Below are 21,331 nucleotides of genomic sequence, written 5' to 3' on the forward strand. Positions count from 1 at the left end.
GGCGGAGGCCGGGGCCGCTTCGTGATGGAGCGCGCCGGCCAAAACCTAGCGGCCCCGGCCTCCGCCGGGGCGACGGGAAACTGAATGCGCTACCTGCCCCTGACCCAGCCCGATCGAGAGGCGATGCTCGCCACGATCGGCGCCAAGACGATCGATGACCTGTTCGTCGACGTGCCTGCGATCGCCCAGCTCGACGGGCCGATCCGCGATCTGCCGATGCATGCCTCGGAACTGGCGGTCGAACGCCACATGACCAGGTTGGCGAAGAAGAATCTCGCGGCGGGCGACGCGCCGTTCTTCCTCGGCTGCGGGGCGTATCGCCATCACGTGCCGGCCTCGGTCGATCACCTGATCCAGCGCGGCGAGTTCCTGACCGCCTATACGCCGTACCAGCCCGAGATCGCGCAGGGCACGCTGCAGATGCTGTTCGAGTTCCAGACGCAGGTCGCGCGCCTGCTCGGGACCGATGTCGCCAATGCCTCGATGTACGACGGCTCGACCGCGTGCTGGGAAGCGATCGGCATGGCGCGGCGCATCACCAAGCGCGGCAAGGCGATCCTGTCGGGCGGGCTCCACCCGCATTACGTCTCGGTCGCCAAGACGATGGCCAAATATACCGGCGATCATCTCGAAACATCGTTGCCGACGCTGTCCGCGGACACCGATATCGATAGCCTGATCGCGGCAATCGACGACGATACGTCGTGCGTCGTAGTGCAATATCCCGACATTCTCGGCCGCATCGCCGACCTCCGCCCGCTGGCCGATGCGGCGCACGCCAAGAAGGCGCTGCTGATTGCGGTGGTGACCGAGCCGGTCGCGCTCGGCGCGCTCAAGTCGCCGGGCGAGATGGATGCCGACATCGTCGTGGGCGAAGGCCAGTCGATCGGCGTCGGACTGCAATTCGGCGGCCCTTATGTCGGCCTGATGGGCTGCAAGGACAAATATATCCGCCAGATGCCGGGGCGCTTCTGCGGCGAGACCGTCGATGCCGAGGGCAAGCGCGGTTTCGTGCTGACGCTCTCGACCCGCGAGCAGCATATTCGCCGCGAGAAGGCGACGTCGAACATCTGCACCAATAGCGGGCTCTGCGCGCTGGCTTTCTCGATCCACATGACCTTGCTCGGCGAAGCGGGTTTGCGCGCACTCGCTGTGACCAACCATGCCGGCGCGGTCGCCGCGGCGGAGCGGCTGGCCAAGGTGCCGGGGGTCGAGCTGGTCAATGACGGTTTCTTCAACGAATTCACGCTCAAGCTGTCCAAGGAAGCCCGACCGATCGTTCGCGCGTTGGCCGACAACGGCATCCTGGCCGGCGTGTCGCTCGGGCGGCTCTACCCGGACGTCGCCGATCTCGCCAACGGGCTGGTCGTTGCGGTCACCGAAACCACCACTACGGAGGACGTCGAGACGCTTGCCTCCGCGCTCGAGGAGGCGCTGGCATGAGCAATATCAACCAGAGCGGCTGGCGCCCGACCACGCCTGAAGCTGGTCAAGGATCGAGCGGGACCTTCACCGGCAACCGCGCGCTGATGCTCGAAGAGGCGCTGATCTTCGAGATCGGCTCGACCGAGACGACCGGTGTCGAAGTCGCCGAGCCGGCCAAGGTCGCCTCGCGGCTGGGCGGACTTGAGCGCAGCGCGCCGATCGGCCTGCCGGGCCTGTCCGAGCCCGAAGCGGTGCGGCATTATACCCGGCTCAGTCGCCAGAATTACGCGATCGATCTCGGCCTGTTTCCGCTCGGATCGTGCACGATGAAGCACAATCCGCGCTTGAACGAGAAGATGGCGCGGCTGCCCGGTTTCGCTGACGTCCATCCGCTCCAGCCGGTCGATACCGTGCAGGGCGCGCTAGGCGTGATCAACGAACTCGCGGTATGGCTGATCGAGCTCACCGGCATGCACGGCGTCGCAATGACTCCCAAGGCGGGCGCGCATGGCGAATTGTGCGGCATCCTGTGCATCAAGGCCGCGCTCGAAGCGAAGGGCGAGGGGCACCGCAAGGTCATCCTGGTTCCCGAATCGGCGCACGGTACCAACCCGGCCACCGCCGCGTTCGCCGGCTATGCCGTCGAGGACATTCCCGCGACCGCCGAAGGCCGCGTCGATGTCGAGGCGCTCAAGGCGCGGCTGGGCCCCGATGTCGCTGGCGTGATGATCACCAACCCCAATACCTGCGGCTTGTTCGAGCGCGAGATGAAGACGATCTCGGACGCGGTTCACGCGGCCGGCGGGTTCGTCTATTGCGACGGCGCCAATTTCAACGCGATCGTCGGGCGGGTGCGTCCGGGCGACCTCGGCATCGATGCGATGCATATCAACCTGCACAAGACCTTCTCGACCCCGCATGGCGGCGGTGGACCGGGCTCCGGGCCGGTGGTGTTGTCGGAGGCATTGTCGCCTTACGGGCCCTTGCCGTTCACCGAGCGCCATGCCGACGGGCACATCACGCTGGTCGAGGAGGAAACCGTCGGCGACCGCCATCCGCACAGCTTCGGACGGATGTGCGCGTTCAATGGCCAGATGGGGATGTTCACCCGCGCGCTGACCTATATCCTCAGCCACGGTGCCGACGGCCTGCGCCAGGTCGCCGAGGATTCGGTGCTCAACGCCAATTACATCCTGCGCAGCCTGGAAGACACGCTCGACGCGCCGTTCGCAGCCTCCGGCCCGTGCATGCACGAGGCGATCTTCTCCGACGACGGCCTGCCCGAGGGGTTCTCGACGATCGACATCGCCAAGGGGCTGATCGACGAGGGCTATCATCCGATGACGATGTACTTCCCGCTCGTCGTCCATGGCGCGATGCTGGTCGAACCGACCGAGACCGAATCGAAGGCGGCGCTCGATCAGTTCATCGGCGCGCTGCGCTCGGTGGCGGAGCGGGCCAAGGCGGGTGACGAGTCGCTACGTTCGGCGCCGCATTTCGCCCCGCGCCGCCGCCTCGACGAGACGCTCGCGGCGCGCAAGCCGGTGCTGGTGTGGAAGGATCCGGAGCTGGCGCAAGCGGCCGAATAGGGCTAGCGCGAGAGTGAGTTAGGTTGCTATGACAGTCTCCGGGGTTTCTCGGGGACTGTCATGCAGCAGCAACAGCTTATCAGTTACGCCGTCACCACAGTCGTCGTTGTAGCATTGCTGGCATTCCGCTTGCGGCGGATGAGCCAATTGCGCCGATTGCGGCTGGAGACGCTCTGGATCGTTCCGGCGATCTATCTGATCTTCGCCGGGGTGATGTTCTATCAGTTTCCGCCGACGGCGATCGGCTGGGCAATCAGCGCCGCGGCCTTGCTCGCCGGCGCCGCGATCGGCTGGCAGCGCGGCAAGATGATGCAGATCCACGTCGATCCCGAAACGCATGTGCTCAACCAGAAGGCGTCACCTGCGGCGATGATCTTCATCGTCGTCCTGATCGCGGTGCGCATGAGCGCCAAGACCATTCTGGCGAGCGGGGTGGGGAACGGCTTTCACATCAGCGCGATGCTGGTCACCGATGTGCTGATCGCCTTGGCCCTGGGGCTGTTCGCGGCCACGCGGCTGGAGATGTTCGTGCGTGCCCGCCAGATGCTCGACGAGGTGCGCGGGGCTCGGGCCTAAGCCGCGCCTAGTCCGCGATCGCCTCGCGCACCTGCGGGTGGCGTGCGACGCGGTGCTCGCGCCAGACGATGTACAGGCCGCTGGCGACGATCACCGGCGCGCCGACCCAGGTCCATGGGGTCGGCAGCATGCCGAACAATACCCAGCCATAGAGTGTCGCCCAGATCAGGCTCGAATAGTCCATCGGCATCACCGCGGAGACCGGCGCGTATTTGAGCGCGGCGGTGAAGGCGATCTGGCCGAGCCCGCCGACCAGGCCCATCGCGATCAATACCGCGAAGGTCGTGGCGTCGTGGCCATGCGCGTAGAACGGATAGATCAGCGTCAGCGGCACCATCGACAGCGACGAGAACCAGAACACCGTCGTGACCGGCGCGTCGACCTTGCCGATCTGGCGGAGCTGGATCGCGACCAGCGCGACGAACACCGCCGAGGTGAGCCCGACCAGTGCGCCGCCGATCGGGAAATGCCCGCTGCCCGGTTGGGTGACGATCAGCACGCCGAGGAACCCGGCGGCCACCGCGCCCCAGCGATGCCAGCCGGTCGGTTCCTTGAGCACCAGCGCGCCCAATATTGTCGCGAAGATCGGGACGGTGAAGGCCAGGGTGGTTGCCTCGGCCAGCGGCAGCAACAGTATCGCGCCGAAGTTGAATACCATGCCGGTCAGTCCGACCGTGGCGCGGATCACCTGACCGCGCACCGCGCGCGACTGCACCGCGCCCAGGCCCGGGCCCGGGCCCGCGACCATCATATAGGCGAGCACTACCGGCACGGCGGCGCCCTGACGGAAGAACATGATCTCGGCGAGGTTGGCGCCACGCGTCTCGGCGACCTTGATCAGCGCGGACAGGCTGGACAGCAGGAACACCGCGAGCAGCCGCATCGCGATGCCCAGCATCACGCGATCGTTATTTTCCTGCGCCGCTGCCCCCATATCATTGCCATGCGCCGCGCCGTCGCGCAGCACAAGGCGGCGGTCAGGGCTTGGCTGCGACGGTTTGGACCATGAAAGCGGTGAAATTATCTGCTCGGGCGTCGGGCAATGCGTCGATTCCCTGCAGCAACGCGAGACCTGCGCCACACTCGGCTTTGTCGGGCAGTGATGTTCCTGCCAGCAGCTTATCGACGTCGTCCTGATTCGACCTAACCTGCGCCGCTCTCGACATGATCGCCTTGACGTCCTCTACGCCCGGCTTGGCCACGGTGCGCTTTACCGATTGGTCCCGTCCGGCTGCCGCGGTCGTCCAGGTCTTGATCTGAAACTCCGTCATCGCCGTCTTAACCGCCGACGTGGCTTTGGGCAGGTTGATGACGCCAGTGGTGAAATAGGCAGCGCACGAGGCGGCATCGTCGATCTGCAACGCCTGCAGCGCCGCGATTTCCGATTTGCGATAGTCGGACAGCGACGCATGCGGGGCCTCTCCGATTTCGCCAAGGTGCCGCTTCATCGCCGCGAGCAGATAGGCGCGTCCGCCGCTGACGATATCCTGTTTGCTCTGGAATTCGGCGCCGCGCCGCGCGAGCTCATTGGTCAGACCGTCGAATTCGCTCGGATAGGTTTTCTGTAGCGTCTTGAAGAGCGGACCACTCTGCGGATCGTTCAGCAGCTGTGACTGTGCCGCCAACGGCGTCATCGGTGGCAGGCCGCCAAAAATCCCAGCCAGTCCACCGCACATCTTCAGGACGAAGGCGCCGCCGATAAGGATCATCGCCACGGCACCGTATTTGACGCCCTGATAGCCGTCAGACCGCTCGTTATAGCTCATAGAGTCCCCCCTTGCCCCGCAACAGCGTAAGGGACGCACTGGCCTTTCGGCAAGAGCAGGCGCTTGGACCGGGCAGACTTTCCCGCTATCCGCCCCCGTCATGATCAAGCACGCTTTATCCGTCACCCGCGCCGAGAACTTCGCGGAATGGTATCAGACCGTCATCGCCGAGGCCGATATGGCCGAGGAAAGCGGGGTCCGCGGGTGCATGGTCATGCGGCCATGGGGCTACGGCATCTGGGAACGCATGCAGCGCCTGATCGACGACCGCATCCGCGCGCTCGGTTACGACAACACCTACTTCCCGCTGTTCATTCCGCTTTCCTATTTCGAAAAGGAAGCGGAGCATGTCGAAGGCTTTGCCAAGGAAATGGCGGTCGTCACGCACCACCGCCTGATTCCCGACGGCAAGGGCGGGCTGGTGCCCGATCCCGCCGCCAAGCTCGAAGAGCCGCTGATCGTCCGGCCGACCTCCGAAACCGTGATCGGCGCCGCGTTCGCGCGCTGGATCCAGTCATGGCGCGATTTGCCGGTGCAGATCAACCAATGGGCCAATGTCGTCCGTTGGGAAATGCGCACGCGCATGTTCCTGCGCACGTCGGAATTCCTGTGGCAAGAAGGGCACGCGGCCTATGCCTCGGCCAAGCAGGCGAAAGCGGAGACGGCCAAAGCGCTCGAACTCTATCGCTCGTTCGCCGAGGAATGCGTCGCGATGCCGGTGATCGCCGGCGAGAAGCCCGAAAATGAGCGTTTCCCCGGCGCGGTCGAGACCTGGTCGATCGAGGCGATGATGCAGGACGGAAAGGCGCTCCAGGCGGGCACCAGCCACTTCCTTGGCACCCATTTCGCCGAGGCGCAGAACATCCGCTTCCAAAACACCGAGGGGCAGTTCGAGCCGGCCAACACGATCAGCTGGGGCATGTCGACGCGCATGGTCGGCGGCCTGATCATGACGCATGGCGATGACGACGGGCTGCGCGTGCCGCCGCAGGTCGCGCCGTGGCAGATCGTGATCGTGCCGATGCTGCGCGACAATGACGAGGATGCCGCGCTGATCGATTATTGCCAGGGCATCCGGGAGGCATTGGTCAAGGAAAGTGCGTTCGGCGAGCCGCTGCGCGTGCTGCTCGACCTCAAGGCGACCAAGTCGACCACCAAGCGCTGGAGCTGGATCAAGAAAGGCGCGCCGATCGTGATCGAGGTTGGCGGGCGCGACATGGCGGGGGGCAACGTCTCGCTGATCCGCCGCGACGCGCTCTATCGCGAGGACGGCAAGCTCGACAGCGCTGTCGTGACGAAGAACGGCTGCGTGGCGCAGGCGGCCGCCTTGCTGACCGAGATCCAGCACGGTCTCTACATACAGGCGAAGCTGCGGCTGGACGGCAATATCGCGACCGACGTGACCGACATGGACGGGCTGAAGGCGTTCTTCGCGGAGGGCGTCGAAAGGCCGGGTTGGGTGCTGGCGCAATGGTCGAAGCCGAGTGGTGCCGATCTCGACAAGGTCGAGGAGCAATTGAAGGCGCTCAAGCTGACCCTGCGCAATACGCCGCGCGATTCGGCGCCGGCTGACGGTCCGTGCATCTTCACCGGCGCGCCGGCGGTCGAGCGCGTGCTGATTGCGCGGGCTTACTGAACATGGACGCTCACGTTCGCGGTGCGTCTGCTTTCGCAGGAGCGCCGGCAGCATGATCTGGTTCGGCGGCCAAAAACCCGACCTCGCAGCGATGACGGCGATGGGCGGAAAATCGATGCCCGGCTTGCTCGGGGTCGAATTCCTGGAAGCAGGTGACGATTGGGTGTCGGCTCGCATGCCGGTCGATCATCGCACGCATCAGCCGTTCGGGCGGTTGCATGGCGGCGCTTCGGTCGCGCTAGCGGAGACGGTCGCCTCGATGGGCGGGGCGATGACGCTCGACCCGGCCAAACAGGTCACGGTCGGGATGGAGATCAATGCCAACCATATCCGTCCGGCAATGTCGGGTTACGTCACCGCGGTCGCCAAGGCCGAATCGCTCGGCCGCACGACGCAGATCTGGACGATCCGCATCACCGACGATGCCGGCAAGCTGATCTGCCTGTCGCGCATCACGCTGGCGGTGATCGCGGTCGCCTGACGCGAAGGGTGGCCGGCCCCTCGCGCGTTGAACGCGCATGAGGGCAAGGAGGGCCACCATGCGTTGGATATTGGTGTTGATCGGGATCGCCGGCATCGTGCTGCAGCTGCCGACTAGCGCGCCAGCCGCCGATGGGCCGCTGGTGTCGCATCGGATCGGCAATCGCACATATCAATTGTTCGTTCCGCCCGGTAGCGGGCGTCGGCCCCTGGTCATCGCGCTCCATGGCGGCGGCGGCAATGGCGCGCAGGTCGCCAAATCGGCCGGGCTGATCGACAAGGCGGCGAAGGAAGGCTTCATCCTCGCGTTGCCTGAGGGATCGTCGCGCCTGGGCAAGCTCGAAACCTGGAACGCTGGTGGCTGCTGCGCTTATGCGATGCGCGAGAAGATCGACGATATCGGCTTCATCCGGTCGATGATCGACGAACTCGACCGCACGCAGCCGGTCGATCCGAAGCGCGTCTATGTCGTCGGCATGTCGAACGGCGGGATGATGGCCGAGCGCGTGGCGATCGAGCTGGGCGATCGTATTGCCGGCGCGGCGATCTTTGTCGGCGCGTTGTTCGGCAACGAGCCGCGGCCTGTAGCCGCGGTGCCGGTGCTGATCGTCAACGCCGAGAAGGACGAGCAGGTGCCCGTCGCCGGCGGGACCAGCACGACAGGCATCGTTCGGCGGTCGCAGGGCATGCCGTACAAGCCCTCGCGCTACGCCGCGACTTATTGGGCGGCCGCCAACCGTTGCACCAAGGGCCCGGTGCGGAGCGAGACGAGCGATTTTGTTCGCGAAACATGGACCGGCTGCGCCGCCGGTGCGGATGTCGACTTCTACATCATGAAGGGCGCCGAACATGGCTGGCCGGGACGCGGTCTGGGAAGGCCGGGGGTGACTCGCAATACCGGCAAGGTCGACGGTACCGCGTTGATGTGGGAGTTCTTCGCCGCGCACCGGCGCTGACGCGACAGGCGCGATTCAGGCGATGCGCAGCGTCAGCGAACGCATCATCTCGCGCTCGATCGGCTCGTCGAAGCGCGCGCCGATCAACCCGTCGGCACACCAGATCACGGTGGCGGCGATCGGCGCGCTGCGATCGAACCGGAGCGTCAGCGATTCGCCCTGCTCGGCTTCGATACGGCTTGAGAGGCGGCAGCCGTAGATCGACAGCTGGTGAAGCGCGGCTTTTCGGTGGCGTTTCACGCTGGCATGCGCGACCGAAAGGACCGGTTTCAGATCGTACTTGGCGTCAGTCGCCCGGCGGCGAAAATGCGAAAATGTCGTAGCCATCGTCCGGCCCCCGTCTGCCCTTGGAGCGGCTATGCAACAAGGCCGGTTAATGACTGACTAAACGCCGTTTTCCTGCCACCAATGGTCGACGCGATCACGCTCGGCGGTGGTCAGGTGCAGCCCGAGCTTGCTGCGCCGCATGAGAGCATCCTCGGCGGTCCGTGCCCATTCGCGGTCGCGCATCCAGCGCGCCTCGATCTCGGTCAGGCCGCCGCCCAGATCGGCGCCCATGCCGGCTTCGTCAGTCACGCCATCGAGCATGTCGCCGAGCATCGTGCCATAAGCATGCGCCATTCGCTGCGACCGATCGTCGCCAAGGAACGGCCAGGTCGCGCGGACCTGGGCGACGAACTGGTCGAAGTCGGCGATCGCGCCACCTGGAAATACCCGCGCGCGCGACACCGGACGGCGCTTTAGCCCCAGCTCCGGGCCGAGCTTGCCCATCGCGTCCTCGGCCAGATGGCGCCCGGTGGTGATCTTGCCGCCGAATACGCTCAACAGCGGCGGCCCGTCAGTGTCGAGTTCGAGCACATAATCGCGCGTCACCGCCTTGGCCTCGCTCGCGCCATCGTCGTACAGCGGACGCACGCCCGACCATTTATAGGTCACGTCGGCCGGCGTGATCTGCTTGACGAAATGATGGTTCGCGCCCTGGCACAGATAGGCGATCTCATCGTCGGTGATCTTGGCGTCTTCGGGCGCATCGACCGGAACGTCGGTCGTGCCGATCTCGGTCCCGCCTTGCCACGGAATGGCGAAGATGATGCGGCGGTCGGGCAGCTGGAGGATATAAGCGTGGTCGCCCTCATAGAGTTTGGGCACCACGATATGGCTGCCCTTGACCAGCCGGACCTTGGCCTTGCCGTCGAGGCCCAGGCGATCGAGCATCAGATGGACCCAGGGACCCGCCGCATTGACCAGCGCGCGCGCCTCGACCTTGCGGCGATTGGACAGGGTCGCGGTCCAATGGTCGCCCTCGCGCCGCGCGCTGTCGAGCGAGACCCGGGTGCAGATCTCGGCGCCATTGGCATGGGCGTCGACCGCGTTGAGCAGGGTCAGGCGTGAATCGTCGACCTGCGCGTCGGAGTAGACGAACCCGCTACTGCCGCCCTTGAGCGGCGAGATGTAGTCCTTGTCCGACGCGCGCAATCCGCGCGAGCGGGGTAGGCTCATCTTCCCGCCGAGCATGTCGTAGAGGTAGAGCCCGATCCGGACCATCCACCACGGCCGCACGGCATTCTCCTGCGGCAGGACGAAGCGCAATGGGCGGATGATGTGCGGCGCGGCGTGGACCAGCAATTCGCGCTCGCGCAACGCCTCGGCGACCAGCCGGAAGTCGTAATATTCGAGATACCGCAAGCCGCCATGGATCAGCTTGGTCGAGGCCGATGACGTGTGGCTGGCAAGGTCGTCGCGCTCGACCAGCAGGACTTTCAGCCCGAGTAGCGACGCTTCACGCGCGATCGCGCAGCCATTGATCCCGCCGCCGGCGATGAGGAGGTCGTACGTCACGGGTTCAATCCTGGTTTCGGCACGGGGGCGGAACAGTTGCCGGTCTCACCGGTTCATCACGTCTACGTCAACTGCAGGATGCATCCCATATGCGAAAATTCCTCATCGCGGCTAGCGCGGTCGCGGTCGCGACCATGCTCGCCACATCAGCGAGCGCCGATCCCGGCCAGGGCCGGCACGGGGGATGCCCGCCTGGGCTCGCGAAGAAAGGCAATGGCTGCATGCCGCCGGGGCAGGCGCGCAAATATTATTGGGATCGCGGCGCTCGCATTCCGGCCGGCTATAACGGCTGGACGCGCTACGACGCGATACCGCGGGCGTATCGCTACCGCGTTCCATACAATGCGCGCTACCGCTACGTTTATCGCGACGATTCCGTCTATATCGTCGATCCGCAGACGCGGCTGGTACGCGACATCATCGACCTGCTCGCGCGCTGACGCGGGCGGGGTGACGGGAAGGCCGCTTGGGCCTATCTTGCCCTGACATGGCAAAACCAAAGCATAAACCCGGCCTTCCCACGCGACAGCAGATCCTCGATTTCATCGCCTCGTCCGATACGCCGGCGGGCAAGCGCGAAATCGCGCGCGGCTTCGGCCTGACCGCACAGGAGAAGATCGCACTCAAGGCACTGCTCAAGGACATGGCCGACGAAGGCCTGATCGACAGCGCGCCCGGCCGCGCCTTTCACAAGATGGGCGGGCTACCCAAGGTGACCATGCTCCGCATCTCCGATGTCGACGATGGCGGCAATGTCTGGGCGGTCCCGGAACGCTGGGAAGCCGAAGGCGTGCCGGTACCGCGGCTGCGCGTGCGCGAACGGAGCAAGCGATCCGCGCTCGGCGTCGGCGACCGTATTCTCGCCCGCACCGAAGAGGCCGGAAAGGGCTGGATCGCGCACCCGATGAAGCATCTCGCCAAGGGCGAGGAGCTGATGCTGGGCGTACTCCGGCGCGAAGGCGATCGACTGTGGCTCGAAGGTGTCGAGAAACGCGAGCGGCGGCAATATCAGGTGTCCGATGCCGGCGATGCCGAACCGGGCGACTTGGTGCTGGCCGAAAAGGCCGGGCGCCCGCCGCGCATCACCGTGCGTGTCACGCAACGATTGGGCGACCCGTTCGCGCCGCGCAGCTTCTCGCTGATCGCGATCCATGAGCACGACATTCCCGATCGCTTTGCCGACGAAGCGTTGGAGGAAGCCGAACGCGTCGCGAAGCAGCCGCTGGGTGAGGGGCGCGAAGACCTGACTGACCTGCCGATCGTCGCGATCGATCCCGCCGATGCGCGCGACCATGACGATGCGGTCTGGGCGGCGCCCGACGATGACCCCAAGAATCCCGACGGCTGGAAAGCGGTGGTCGCGATCGCCGACGTGTCCTTCTACGTTCGTCCCGGCTCGGCGCTCGATCGCGAGGCGCGGCGGCGCGGCAATTCGGTCTATTTCCCCGACCGTGTCGTGCCGATGCTGCCCGAAATCCTGTCGGCGGAAGTGTGTTCGCTCAAGACTGGCGAGGATCGCGCGGCGCTCGCCTGTCATTTGCAGATTGCCAGGGACGGGACGCTCAAATCTTGGCGCTTCACTCGCGCGGTCGTGCGGATCGCGGCGAATATTGCGTATGAGGACGCGCAGGCGGCGATCGATGCGCGGTCGTCACCCCAGCGAAAGCTGGGGTCTCAGAAGGCGTCAGCCACAGCGACACGAGATCCCAGCTTTCGCTGGGATGACGAGCTGGTTGAGGGCGCGTTGGTGCCCCTCTGGTCCTGCTGGCGGGCGCTGGCGACTGCCCGCGACAAACGCGAGCCGCTCGATCTCGATCTGCCCGAGCGCCGGGTGGTGCTCGACGAGATGGGCCGCATCCTGTCGGTCGCGCCGCGAGAGCGGCTCGATGCCCATCGCCTGATCGAGGATTACATGATCGCCGCCAACGTCGCGGCGGCCAAGGCGCTCGAGGCGAAGAAGGCGCCGGTCATGTACCGCGTCCACGAACCGCCGGCGCGCGAGAAGCTGGTCGCGCTCAAGGATTATCTCGAAACCTGGGGTGTGAAATTCGCGCTCGGCCAGGTGATCCAGCCCGCGACCTTCAACCATATCCTCGACAAGATCGGCGATAAGGATTTCCGCCCGCAAGTGATGGAACAGGTGCTGCGATCGCAGACCCAGGCTTATTACGCACCGGGCAATCACGGCCATTTCGGCCTCGCGCTCGGCAGCTATGCGCATTTCACCTCGCCGATCCGCCGTTATGCCGATCTGGTCGTCCACCGTTCGCTGGTCGCGGCTTATGCGCTCGGGCCGGGGGGGCTGACCACCGACGAAGCGGCGGGCATGGAGCGGATCGGCGAATCGATCAGCCGGCTCGAACGCCGCGCGATGGAGGCCGAACGCGACACGATCGACCGCTATGTCGCAGCTTTCCTGGCCGAAAAGGTCGGTGAATTGGTCGAGACGCGGATCACCGGCGTGCAGAATTTCGGCATTTTCGCGACGGTCGCCGGGATCGGGGGCGACGGCTTGCTGCCGGTTCGCGACCTGGGCAGCGAATATTTCCGCTACGATGAGGCTGCTAGGAAATTGGTCGGTGAGGCGTCGGGCGACGAATATGCCATCGGCCAGGTCCTTCAATTGCGGCTGGCGGAGGCCAATCCGGTCTCCGGCGCGCTGCGTTTTGAACTGCCTGAGGGGCGCTACGCCGCGTCGCCGGGCAAGAAACCCGAACGCGTCTTGAAACGCCGCGGCCGTCCGCCCAACATCCGCCATCAAGGGCGGCGACGTTGATGGTATATTGGATACAAGACCGGGGGAGTGAGGCTTATGGGTGGAGCAGCGGCAGGAGCAGCGGCAGGCGCGGCGGCACGAGCGCGGCGCAGGCTGATGTCGCATTTCATGACGCAGAACGCGGTCGCAGCCGACAAGGCCATCTCCTATGTCCCGAGTCGCGGGATCGAGCGCCGCTTGCTCGAGCGCTTGATCGAGCAAGGCGTCGTCCATGTCGGCAAGGCGGGGACCTATTGGCTCGACATTCCGGCCTTTGACAATTGGACCAGGTCGCGTCGCCGTCGCGCGGGGTTAGCGGTCGGCGCCGCCGTGGCGATCGGCGTTGCGCTTGGTTTCCTCGCGGGCGGCGGATGAGCGGCAAGCTCGACCTGATCGGCATCGTGCCGCAGCCGGGACCGGCGGGGCCGCCGCCGATCCATCCGGCGATGTTGCGCACGCGCTCGCGGATCGCGCGCGCGATGATCCAGGCGCACGCACTGGCGCCCGAACAGGCGATCGCATTCAGCCCCGGGCCGAGCGACGTCGCCGAACTGATGAAGCTGAGGAAAGCCGGCGTCGTGCGCGAGACATTGCCGGGTCATTATTGGCTCGATCTGGTCGCCAATCATTATCGCGAACAACAAGCGGCCCGCGTCCGCGCGATGTGGGCAGTTGGCATCTCGCTGGTGATCGCGGCAGTGGCGGTGCTGTTCTATCGCGGGTGACGTGATCTGCTCCTGCTTGCACGGGAGCACGGAATGAATCTCAGCCGCTGCGGAACGTCAGCCCCGCCTTCGCGGTCAACCGCTCGCGCAGCGCATCGCCCATCAGCGCGCCGGGCGTCCAGATTCCGCCTTCGCCTTGCACACCCTGCACCAGGCAGAGCGCCGCTTCGGCGATCATCTTGCTGGTCGATCCGTAACCCGGATCCTTGTCGCCGGTGACGACGCATTCGACCCGGCTGTCGTCGGGGAATTCGCCAATGAACAATATGTCGTAATGGCCGCTGTCGCGGTCTTCCTTGGAGGGGCCTTCACCCGGCTTGGGCCCCTTGTCGCCGGCAAGCGGATTGACCTTGGCGATCGCCTCGGCGGCGGCCTTGCCGAGATCGCCCAGCCCGGCGACCATCATCTCGTCATAGACGAAATTGGCGCCGTATTTCTCGCCCAGCAGGAAGTTGGTGCGGTGGACATTCTTGGTGTTGATCGGCGCCATGATGAACGGCGCGACCCAGGCGCCGACAGCCTTGTCATATTCGGGCAGCAGCCCGGTCGGCTGGTGCGGCCCCGAAAAACCGGGGGTTAGCGCGAACGGGTTGGTCAGCAACGCGACGATGCGCGGGTCCCTGGCGGCGGCGGCCAATGTCGCCTTCAGGCTGGCCGCCGTGCCGCCCGAAAAACCGCCCTTCATCACCCGCACGCGGCACTTCACGCGCGGCGCCGGGCCGCCATGCTTGGCGATCGCGCATTGCTGCAAGCTCAGCACACCGAGGTCGAAGGGGATCGAATCGAACCCGCACGAAAACACGATCCGCGCACCGCTGCGTTTGGCGGTCTCGTGATGCGCGTCGATCATGTGGCGCATCCAGGCAGGTTCGCCGCACAGATCGAGATAGGCGGTCCCGGTTTCGGCGCAGGCGGCGACCAGGTCGCTGCCATAAAGTTGATAGGGACCGACCGTGGTGATGACGGCTGTGGCGCGCTCGCACATCGCCTTCAGGCTGGCGGGATCGTCCGAATTCGCTGCGATCAGGGTGACGCCGGTGGGCGCGCCGATCAGGTCGCGCACCTCCTGGAGCTTGCTGAGCGAGCGCCCGGCCATCGCCCATTTGACGCCGGTCGGATAGGTTTCGGAGAGATATTCGGCGACCAGCCGCCCGGTGAAGCCGGTGGCGCCATAGACGATGATATCGAACTCGCGGGCCATGTTTCTCTCCAACTCCTCTCCCTGGAGGGGAAAGGATACCGTAGCTTGGCAGCTTGCTGCCTAGCGGAGGTTGGAGAGGGTGATGCGGAGCGCAGCTCCGCGCGGTCGCTACGCGACCGCTTACCCCTCACCCAGCTTCGACTAAGGCCGGCTGCGCCGACCTAAGTCTACGCAACCAGTACGGGGATAAACAATCCCCCGGATTGTTTAGGCCATGCCGGGGGCATGGCCGATCCCCGAACTCCCCCAAGGGGAGAGGGATAATTCTCACGCCGCCTCGCTGAACTGCAGCGCGGCCAGCCTCGCATAAAGCCCGCCTTTCGCATTGAGCGTGGCGTGGGTACCTTGCTCGACGATGCGGCCATCATCCATCACGATGATCCGGCCGGCCGCGCGCACCGTGGCGAGACGGTGCGCGATCACCAAGGTAGTGCGCCCGTCCATCAGCCGTTCGAGCGCCTGCTGCACCAATTGCTCGCTTTCGGCGTCGAGCGCGCTGGTCGCTTCGTCGAGCAGCAGGATTGGCGCGTCGCGCAGCAACGCGCGGGCGATCGCGACGCGCTGGCGCTGGCCGCCCGACAGCCGCGCGCCGCCTTCACCCAGGAATGTGTCGAGTCCGTCGGGCAGTTTGCGCAGGAAATCGGCGGCATTGGCCGCCTCGGCCGCCGCCCAGATCGCATCGTCGCTCGCGTCCCATTCGCCGTAACGCATATTGTCGCGCGCCGAGGCACCGAAGATCACCGTTTCCTGCGGCACCATCGCGATACGGCGACGGATGTCGGCTGGGTCGGCGAGGGGCAGGGGAACGCCATCGATCCGCACCTCGCCGCTGGCGGGATCGTAAAAGCGCTGGATGAGCTGGAACAGAGTCGTCTTGCCGGCGCCTGAGGGTCCGACCACCGCGACTGTTTCGCCGGGTGTCACGTCGAGCGAGAAATCGGCTAGCGCCGAGACATCGGGCCGCGTTGGGTAATGGAACACGACATGATCGAAGGTGATGGCGCCGCGTGCCGGCTCGGGCAGGATCGCAGGATGCTCGGGCGCCGCGATTTCGGGTTGTTCGGCGAGCAGTTCGGCCAGCCGTTCGGCGGCGCCCGCGGCGCGCAGCAAGTCGCTATAGACGTCGCTCAGCGCGGCAAAGGCGCCGGTGGTGAGGATGGAGGCAAGGACGAACCCGCCGAGCGACCCCGGCGACAATCGGCCGGCCGCGACATCCGATGCAGTGCTCCACAACATCAGCGTCACTGCACCGAACACCAGGGTGATGAACATCGCGGTCAACAGCGCGCGCAGCAGAATGCGTCGTTTTGCGGTCGCGAAGCTGCGCTCGACGGTGGCGGCGAAGCGCGATCCTTCGCGCCGCTCCTGGCCGAAGGCTTGCACCACCTTCATTGCCGACAGGACTTCGACGGCCGTCGCCCCGATATCCGCGACGCGATCCTGGCTGGTCCGCGAATAGCCGCGCAGCCGCCGACCGATCAGCATGATGGGAACGAGCACGACCGGGATGCCGAGCAGGATCATCCCCGCCAGTTTGGGCGCCCAAACCAGCATCAGGACGATGCCGCCGAAACCGGTGATCGCGTTGCGCAAAATGACCGACGCGGTCGTCCCGACCACCATTTCGATCTGCGCGGTGTCCGACGTGAGGCGCGACGCGATCTCCGATGGCCGGTTCTCCTCGAAATAGCGCGGCGCCAGGCGAAGCAGGTTGCGTTGCACGGCAATGCGCACATCGGCCACCGTCCGTTCACCAAGCCACGACACGAAATAGAAGCGCACCGCGGTTGCCGCGCCCAACACGCCGGCTACCGCGAACAGCTGATAGAAGACGCGATTGACGTGCGTCATGTCGCGGCCGCGAACGAACCCGCCGTCGATCACCGATCGCAGCGCGATCGGGAAATAGAGGGTCGCGGCCGAGGACAAGCCCAGGGCAAGCAGCGCAAACAGCGCCTGGAGCTTGTAGCGGCTGGCATAATGCCAGACCATTTTGAGACTGCTCAGCCTGCGACCGGGGCTGGGAGCGTCGGGGGCGGGATCGGCCATGGCCGGCACCTAGGACGTACGGGCGTCAGCGGCAATGGGGCGTAATGCCGCAGTGCGGCGGTGTTCATACTGCGGTTCGCTGCCGACATACCGGAACCCGCAACGATCCATCGCTTATTGCGTTGTGTGCGGTGCAACACGAGCCTAAGGGTTCATACCGGGGAAACGGTGTCACATGTATCGGGGGCAAATGCTCTACAACGCTTACGAGATGCAACGGTCCATGCTGGCAGGCGCCAGTGCCTGGGCCAATTTCAGCGCCGAACTGCTGAGCAACCCCGCTAATCCCTTTGCCTATTTCGGCGGCGGGCCGGTGCTCGGCTCCGCGCTCGAAGTGTTCGCGCATGCTTCCGCGCCGCGCGGCAAGCCCGAATTCGGGCTCGATCGGACGACGATCGACGGCAAGGACGTCGATGTCGTCGAGGAGATCGTCCTCCGCAAACCGTTCGGCCAGCTCAAGCGTTTCGTGCGCAAGGGCGTGACCGGCGGCCCCAAGCTGCTGATCGTGGCGCCGATGTCGGGCCATTACGCGACGCTGTTGCGTGGCACGGTCGAGCGGATGCTGCCATTCGCTGAGGTCTATATCACCGACTGGCGAGACGCGCGACAAGTGCCGCTGGCCGAGGGTTCGTTCGATCTCGACGACTATGTCGATTACATCATCGAATTCCTCGAGACGATCGGCGAGGGCGCGCACATGCTCGCGGTCTGCCAGCCGTCGGTGCCGTGCTACGCCGCTGCTTGCGTGATGAGCGCGGACAAGAATCCCTGCCGGCCCAAAACGCTGACGATGATGGGCGGACCGATCGACACGCGCGAGGCGCCGACCGCGGTCAATACGCTGGCGACCGAACGTCCCTTCGCCTGGTTCGAACAGAATGTCATCGCGACCATTCCGCTCAATTATCCGGGCGCCGGCCGCCGCGTCTATCCGGGCTTCCTCCAACTCGCCGGGTTCATGACGATGAATCTCGGCAACCACATGATTTCGCATTGGGAGATGTTCAAACATCTGGTCCAAGGCGACGACGAGGGCGCCGAGGCGACCAAGGATTTCTACGAGGAATATCGCTCGGTCTGCGACATGACCGCCGAATTCTATCTTCAGACGATCGAGGTCGTGTTCCAGCAGCACGCGCTTCCCAAAGGCGAGATGATGCATCGCGGCCGCAAGGTCGATCCGGGCGCGATCACCGACATCGCGATCCTGGCGATCGAGGGCAAGCGCGACGACATTTCAGGGCTCGGCCAGACCAAGGCGGCGCTCACCATCGCCACCAATCTGCCCGCGTCGGAGAAGAAGCACCTCGTCGCCGATGCGGGCCATTACGGCATCTTCAACGGCAGCAAATGGCGCACCCAGATCGCGCCGGTGCTGGAAGAGTGGATTTCGTCGCACGGGGGTTGAGACGGGGTTCCCCTCCCGCAAGCAGGAGGGGAGAAACGCTCAGGCCGTAGTCCCCATCTTCGCATGGCTGCCTTCGTCGCTGGCCTTGATGCTGCCACCGAACAGCATCTTGACCTTGCCGGCGATCGACATGTCGGTTTCCCACATCTCGGCATCGTCGATGTCGAAGCGCAACAGCGCGAGGTTGGGGTCGTCCTTGCCGCCCGGAAACCAGGCCTCGACCTGCTTGTTCCAGAGCTTGTCGATCATCGCGAAATCGTTGTCGATCCGCGCCTCGCCCATCAGGCAGGCGAAGAAGTCGTGCCCCTTGGAGACGAATTGCACCATCGCCATACCCCCCTTGGCCAAGCGATTGTCCTTGCCGATGAAGAAGTAGATCGTGTCGACCTGATCCTTGTCGAGTTGCGCGGTTAGCGGTTCGCTATGCTGGCCGTCGCCGTCCAGGCCGATCATCACGAACGGACTGTCGGACAGTTTCTTCCAGAAATGCTGCTTGATCTCGGCGGCGTCGGCCATGGCGTCTCTCCTCTGTGTGGAAAAGAGAACGCCCGATCAGGTTCAGGTTTCCGCTGGCACCGCCTCACTGGTGCCAGCGGACGCCGTGCCGAGGCGCGGATCGGGACCGAAGCGGTTGGCACCTGATGTTCCTGACCAAAGGAACATACATAAGTTCACGATGAGGAGTCCGAGCGCGATCAGGTCAAGAGCGATCGTCCACGCATTCCACCCCACATGCCTGCTGATCGCCCACGGACCCTGGCGAAACGCCATGGTTGACCCAGATCCGGTCGGCGTGGTGAGCCATTCAAGCAGGAATATCGGTGCGATCGATAGCGGAACGAGTGCCCACCACCCGCTGCGGTCCTGATCGTGCAGCCGCCGGACGAGCAGCGCCAACCAAGGCCATTCCCAGGCGAGGTTCCACAAAATCGCCGCCGCGTAGAAGATTGGCGGGGTGGGATCGCCGACCGTCAGCGTCCCGGCATTGGCGACAAGTCCAAGCAGCCAGAACGACACGACCTCGGTGCGCGTCGACCGCCCGCGGAATTGGAATGCGTCGGCGAAGGGGCGGAACGCCAGCCGGAAGGAAAGGCGATTAGGACCGTAATCGACGCGCATGACGCGAGGATGCCGTTGCGGCATCCCCGCGGTCAAGCGTCAGAGAACTTCGAACAGCCCTGCGGCGCCCTGGCCGCCGCCGATGCACATCGTCACGACGACGTACTTTGCGCCGCGGCGCTTGCCTTCGATCAGCGCGTGGCCGGTGCAGCGCGCGCCGGTCATGCCATAGGGGTGGCCAATCGAGATCGAGCCGCCGTTGACGTTGAGCAGCTCGTTGGGAATGCCGAGCTTGTCGCGGCAGTAGAGCACCTGCACCGCGAACGCCTCATTGAGTTCCCACAGGCCGATATCGTCCATCTTGAGCCCGGTACGCTCGAGCAATTTGGGGATCGCGAAGACCGGGCCGATGCCCATTTCGTCGGGCTCGGTGCCCGCGACCGCCATGCCGACATAGCGGCCGAGCGGGGTCAGGCCGCGCTTCTCGGCCAATTTCTCTTCCATCAGCACGCTGGCCGACGATCCGTCCGACAGCTGCGAGGCATTGCCCGCGGTGATGGTGAAATCGGGACCGAGCACCGGTTGCAGCCCGCGCAGGCCTTCGATCGTCGTCTCGGGACGATTGCCTTCGTCCTTGGCGACGGTGACCTCGTGATAGGTGACTTCCTTGGTTTCCTTGTTGGTCATCGCCATCGTCGCGGTGACCGGCACGATCTCGGCGTCGAAATAGCCGGCCTGCTGCGCGGCGGCGGTGCGCTGCTGCGACTGGAGCGAATAATCGTCCATCGCGTCGCGGCTGATATTGTAGCGCTTGGCCACGACCTCGGCGGTCTGCAGCATCGGCATGTAGACGTCCTTGTGCATCGCCAGCAGCTCGTCGTCGCGGCCGACGCGCATCTGCGGGGTCTGCACCATCGAGATCGACTCGACGCCGCCGCCGATCGCGATGTCCATATTATCGACGATGATCTCCTTGGCCGCGGTCGCGATCGCCATCAGGCCCGAGGCGCACTGGCGGTCGACCGACATGCCGGCAACGGTCACCGGCAGACCGGCCCGGAGCAGCGCGAGGCGCGCGATATTGCCGGCCTGGACACCTTGCTGGAGCGCGGCGCCGAACACCACATCCTGCACTTCGGCGGGGTCGATCTTGGCGCGCTCGACGGCTGCCCTGATCGAATGGCTGGCGAGCGTCGGCGACGGCAGGTTGTTGAACCCGCCGCGATAGGCGCGGCCGATCGGGGTGCGGGCGGTGGAGACGATGACGGCGGAACGCATGGGTGGCCTCTTAATCTCCCCTCCCTTTCAAGGGAGGGGCTGGGGGTGGGTGCCGGCGCGCCAGCGCCGGCGACTGCGCTTGGGGCTTGTTCGGGACGCTCGCTGCGCTCGCGACCCACCCCCGACCCCTCCCTGGAAGGGAGGGGAGAAAACTAGACGAAAATCTGGCTGATCCACTCGGCGATCAAGGCGGGCTTGTCCTCGCCTTCGATCTCGACGGTGAATTCGTTGGTCTGCTGCCATTGGCCGGGGCGCTTCTCGACCAACTCGATCAGCTTGAACCGGCCGCGGACGCGCTTGCCGGAGCGTACAGGCGTGATGAAGCGGACTTTGTTGCCGCCGTAATTGACGCCCATCTTCACGCCCTCGATATTGGGCTGGTCGGGGACCTTGGACGAGAGCAGCGGCATCAGCGACAGCGTCAGGAAGCCGTGCGCGATCGTGCCGCCGAACGGCGTCATCGCCGCCATCTGCGGATTGACGTGGATGAACTGGTGGTCGCCGGTCGCATCGGCGAACTTGTCGATCATCTCCTGGCTGACCTCGACCCAGTCGGAAATGCGCTCCGTGCCGATCTGCATCGCCAGCT

General features: G+C 65.3%; 21 protein-coding genes. 11 read left to right on the top strand and 10 right to left on the bottom strand.

Annotated elements, in window-relative coordinates; all coding sequences use genetic code 11:
• Positions 1-84: 84 nt before the first annotated feature.
• The 3 genes from gcvPA to AC1DQQ_RS18270 are packed head-to-tail and all read left to right on the top strand — an operon-like array spanning position 85 to position 3,590.
• Positions 85-1,443 carry an aminomethyl-transferring glycine dehydrogenase subunit GcvPA gene (gene gcvPA, locus AC1DQQ_RS18260; RefSeq protein ID WP_478031387.1) on the top strand — a complete coding sequence of 453 codons (1,359 nt, stop codon included), beginning with the start codon at positions 85-87 and terminating at the stop codon, positions 1,441-1,443.
• Entirely contained in the window at positions 1,440-3,014 is a 1,575-nt protein-coding gene (gene gcvPB, locus AC1DQQ_RS18265) for an aminomethyl-transferring glycine dehydrogenase subunit GcvPB (protein WP_478031388.1), read from the top strand. The genes gcvPA and gcvPB overlap by 4 nt, the downstream gene beginning before the upstream one ends.
• A gap of 60 nt (positions 3,015-3,074) precedes the next feature.
• On the top strand, positions 3,075-3,590 hold the full coding sequence (locus tag AC1DQQ_RS18270; protein WP_478031389.1) for a CcdC protein domain-containing protein: 516 nt from the start codon (positions 3,075-3,077) through the stop codon (positions 3,588-3,590).
• A 7-nt stretch (positions 3,591-3,597) separates the two neighbouring features.
• Here the strand turns inward: AC1DQQ_RS18270 and AC1DQQ_RS18275 are convergent, their stop codons facing one another.
• The gene (locus AC1DQQ_RS18275) at positions 3,598-4,557 is read right to left on the bottom strand and encodes a DMT family transporter (RefSeq protein ID WP_478031391.1); all 960 of its coding nucleotides are present in this window, start codon (positions 4,555-4,557) and stop codon (positions 3,598-3,600) included.
• A 10-nt stretch (positions 4,558-4,567) separates the two neighbouring features.
• Positions 4,568-5,356: a hypothetical protein gene (locus tag AC1DQQ_RS18280; RefSeq protein WP_478031392.1), complete on the bottom strand. Its 789-nt coding sequence runs from the start codon at positions 5,354-5,356 to the stop codon at positions 4,568-4,570.
• 100 nt (positions 5,357-5,456) lie between these two features.
• Between AC1DQQ_RS18280 and AC1DQQ_RS18285 the strand changes: the two genes are divergently transcribed.
• Genes AC1DQQ_RS18285 through AC1DQQ_RS18295 form a run of 3 tightly spaced genes read left to right on the top strand, consistent with a single transcriptional unit; the run spans position 5,457 to position 8,428 of the window.
• Positions 5,457-6,992, top strand: a complete 1,536-nt coding sequence (locus tag AC1DQQ_RS18285; RefSeq protein WP_478031394.1) for an aminoacyl--tRNA ligase-related protein — start codon at positions 5,457-5,459, stop codon at positions 6,990-6,992.
• A 52-nt stretch (positions 6,993-7,044) separates the two neighbouring features.
• Complete coding sequence (locus AC1DQQ_RS18290; RefSeq protein WP_478031395.1) at positions 7,045-7,473, top strand: hotdog fold thioesterase; 429 nt, start codon at positions 7,045-7,047, stop codon at positions 7,471-7,473.
• A 58-nt stretch (positions 7,474-7,531) separates the two neighbouring features.
• Entirely contained in the window at positions 7,532-8,428 is an 897-nt protein-coding gene (locus AC1DQQ_RS18295; RefSeq protein ID WP_478031396.1) for an extracellular catalytic domain type 1 short-chain-length polyhydroxyalkanoate depolymerase, read from the top strand.
• Between the two features lie 15 nt (positions 8,429-8,443).
• On the opposite strand, the gene AC1DQQ_RS18300 is transcribed toward AC1DQQ_RS18295, so the two are convergent.
• On the bottom strand, positions 8,444-8,755 hold the full coding sequence (locus AC1DQQ_RS18300; RefSeq protein ID WP_478031398.1) for a PilZ domain-containing protein: 312 nt from the start codon (positions 8,753-8,755) through the stop codon (positions 8,444-8,446).
• Positions 8,756-8,812: 57 nt separating this feature from the next.
• Positions 8,813-10,267: a glycerol-3-phosphate dehydrogenase gene (gene glpD / locus AC1DQQ_RS18305; protein ID WP_478031399.1), complete on the bottom strand. Its 1,455-nt coding sequence runs from the start codon at positions 10,265-10,267 to the stop codon at positions 8,813-8,815.
• Between the two features lie 89 nt (positions 10,268-10,356).
• On the opposite strand from glpD, the gene AC1DQQ_RS18310 reads away from it, so the two are divergent.
• The 4 genes from AC1DQQ_RS18310 to AC1DQQ_RS18325 are packed head-to-tail and all read left to right on the top strand — an operon-like array spanning position 10,357 to position 13,747.
• Positions 10,357-10,707 (top strand): hypothetical protein, encoded by a 351-nt coding sequence (locus tag AC1DQQ_RS18310; RefSeq protein WP_478031401.1) that lies wholly within the window; start codon positions 10,357-10,359, stop codon positions 10,705-10,707.
• 47 nt (positions 10,708-10,754) lie between these two features.
• On the top strand, positions 10,755-13,043 hold the full coding sequence (locus AC1DQQ_RS18315; protein WP_478046207.1) for a ribonuclease R family protein: 2,289 nt from the start codon (positions 10,755-10,757) through the stop codon (positions 13,041-13,043).
• A gap of 36 nt (positions 13,044-13,079) precedes the next feature.
• The gene (locus AC1DQQ_RS18320) at positions 13,080-13,397 is read left to right on the top strand and encodes a hypothetical protein (RefSeq protein WP_478046209.1); all 318 of its coding nucleotides are present in this window, start codon (positions 13,080-13,082) and stop codon (positions 13,395-13,397) included.
• On the top strand, positions 13,394-13,747 hold the full coding sequence (locus tag AC1DQQ_RS18325) for a hypothetical protein (RefSeq protein ID WP_478046211.1): 354 nt from the start codon (positions 13,394-13,396) through the stop codon (positions 13,745-13,747). The genes AC1DQQ_RS18320 and AC1DQQ_RS18325 overlap by 4 nt, the downstream gene beginning before the upstream one ends.
• A 40-nt stretch (positions 13,748-13,787) precedes the next feature.
• Here the strand turns inward: AC1DQQ_RS18325 and AC1DQQ_RS18330 are convergent, their stop codons facing one another.
• Entirely contained in the window at positions 13,788-14,948 is a 1,161-nt protein-coding gene (locus AC1DQQ_RS18330) for a saccharopine dehydrogenase family protein (RefSeq protein WP_478046213.1), read from the bottom strand.
• 267 nt (positions 14,949-15,215) lie between these two features.
• On the bottom strand, positions 15,216-16,997 hold the full coding sequence (locus AC1DQQ_RS18335; protein WP_478046215.1) for an ABC transporter transmembrane domain-containing protein: 1,782 nt from the start codon (positions 16,995-16,997) through the stop codon (positions 15,216-15,218).
• 190 nt (positions 16,998-17,187) lie between these two features.
• On the opposite strand from AC1DQQ_RS18335, the gene AC1DQQ_RS18340 reads away from it, so the two are divergent.
• A complete protein-coding gene (locus AC1DQQ_RS18340; protein WP_478046322.1) occupies positions 17,188-18,405 on the top strand; it encodes a polyhydroxyalkanoate depolymerase in 1,218 nt (405 codons plus the stop codon).
• A 39-nt stretch (positions 18,406-18,444) separates the two neighbouring features.
• Here the strand turns inward: AC1DQQ_RS18340 and AC1DQQ_RS18345 are convergent, their stop codons facing one another.
• The 4 genes from AC1DQQ_RS18345 to AC1DQQ_RS18360 form a co-directional block, all read right to left on the bottom strand.
• On the bottom strand, positions 18,445-18,921 hold the full coding sequence (locus AC1DQQ_RS18345; RefSeq protein ID WP_478046216.1) for a pyridoxamine 5'-phosphate oxidase family protein: 477 nt from the start codon (positions 18,919-18,921) through the stop codon (positions 18,445-18,447).
• A gap of 42 nt (positions 18,922-18,963) precedes the next feature.
• A complete protein-coding gene (locus AC1DQQ_RS18350; protein WP_478046217.1) occupies positions 18,964-19,524 on the bottom strand; it encodes a DUF805 domain-containing protein in 561 nt (186 codons plus the stop codon).
• 39 nt (positions 19,525-19,563) lie between these two features.
• A complete protein-coding gene (locus tag AC1DQQ_RS18355) occupies positions 19,564-20,742 on the bottom strand; it encodes an acetyl-CoA C-acyltransferase (protein WP_478041165.1) in 1,179 nt (392 codons plus the stop codon).
• Between the two features lie 152 nt (positions 20,743-20,894).
• Complete coding sequence (locus AC1DQQ_RS18360; protein WP_478046219.1) at positions 20,895-21,323, bottom strand: MaoC family dehydratase; 429 nt, start codon at positions 21,321-21,323, stop codon at positions 20,895-20,897.
• Positions 21,324-21,331: the final 8 nt, after the last annotated feature.

This window comes from Sphingomonas sp. P4_G3 (genome assembly GCF_056401105.1).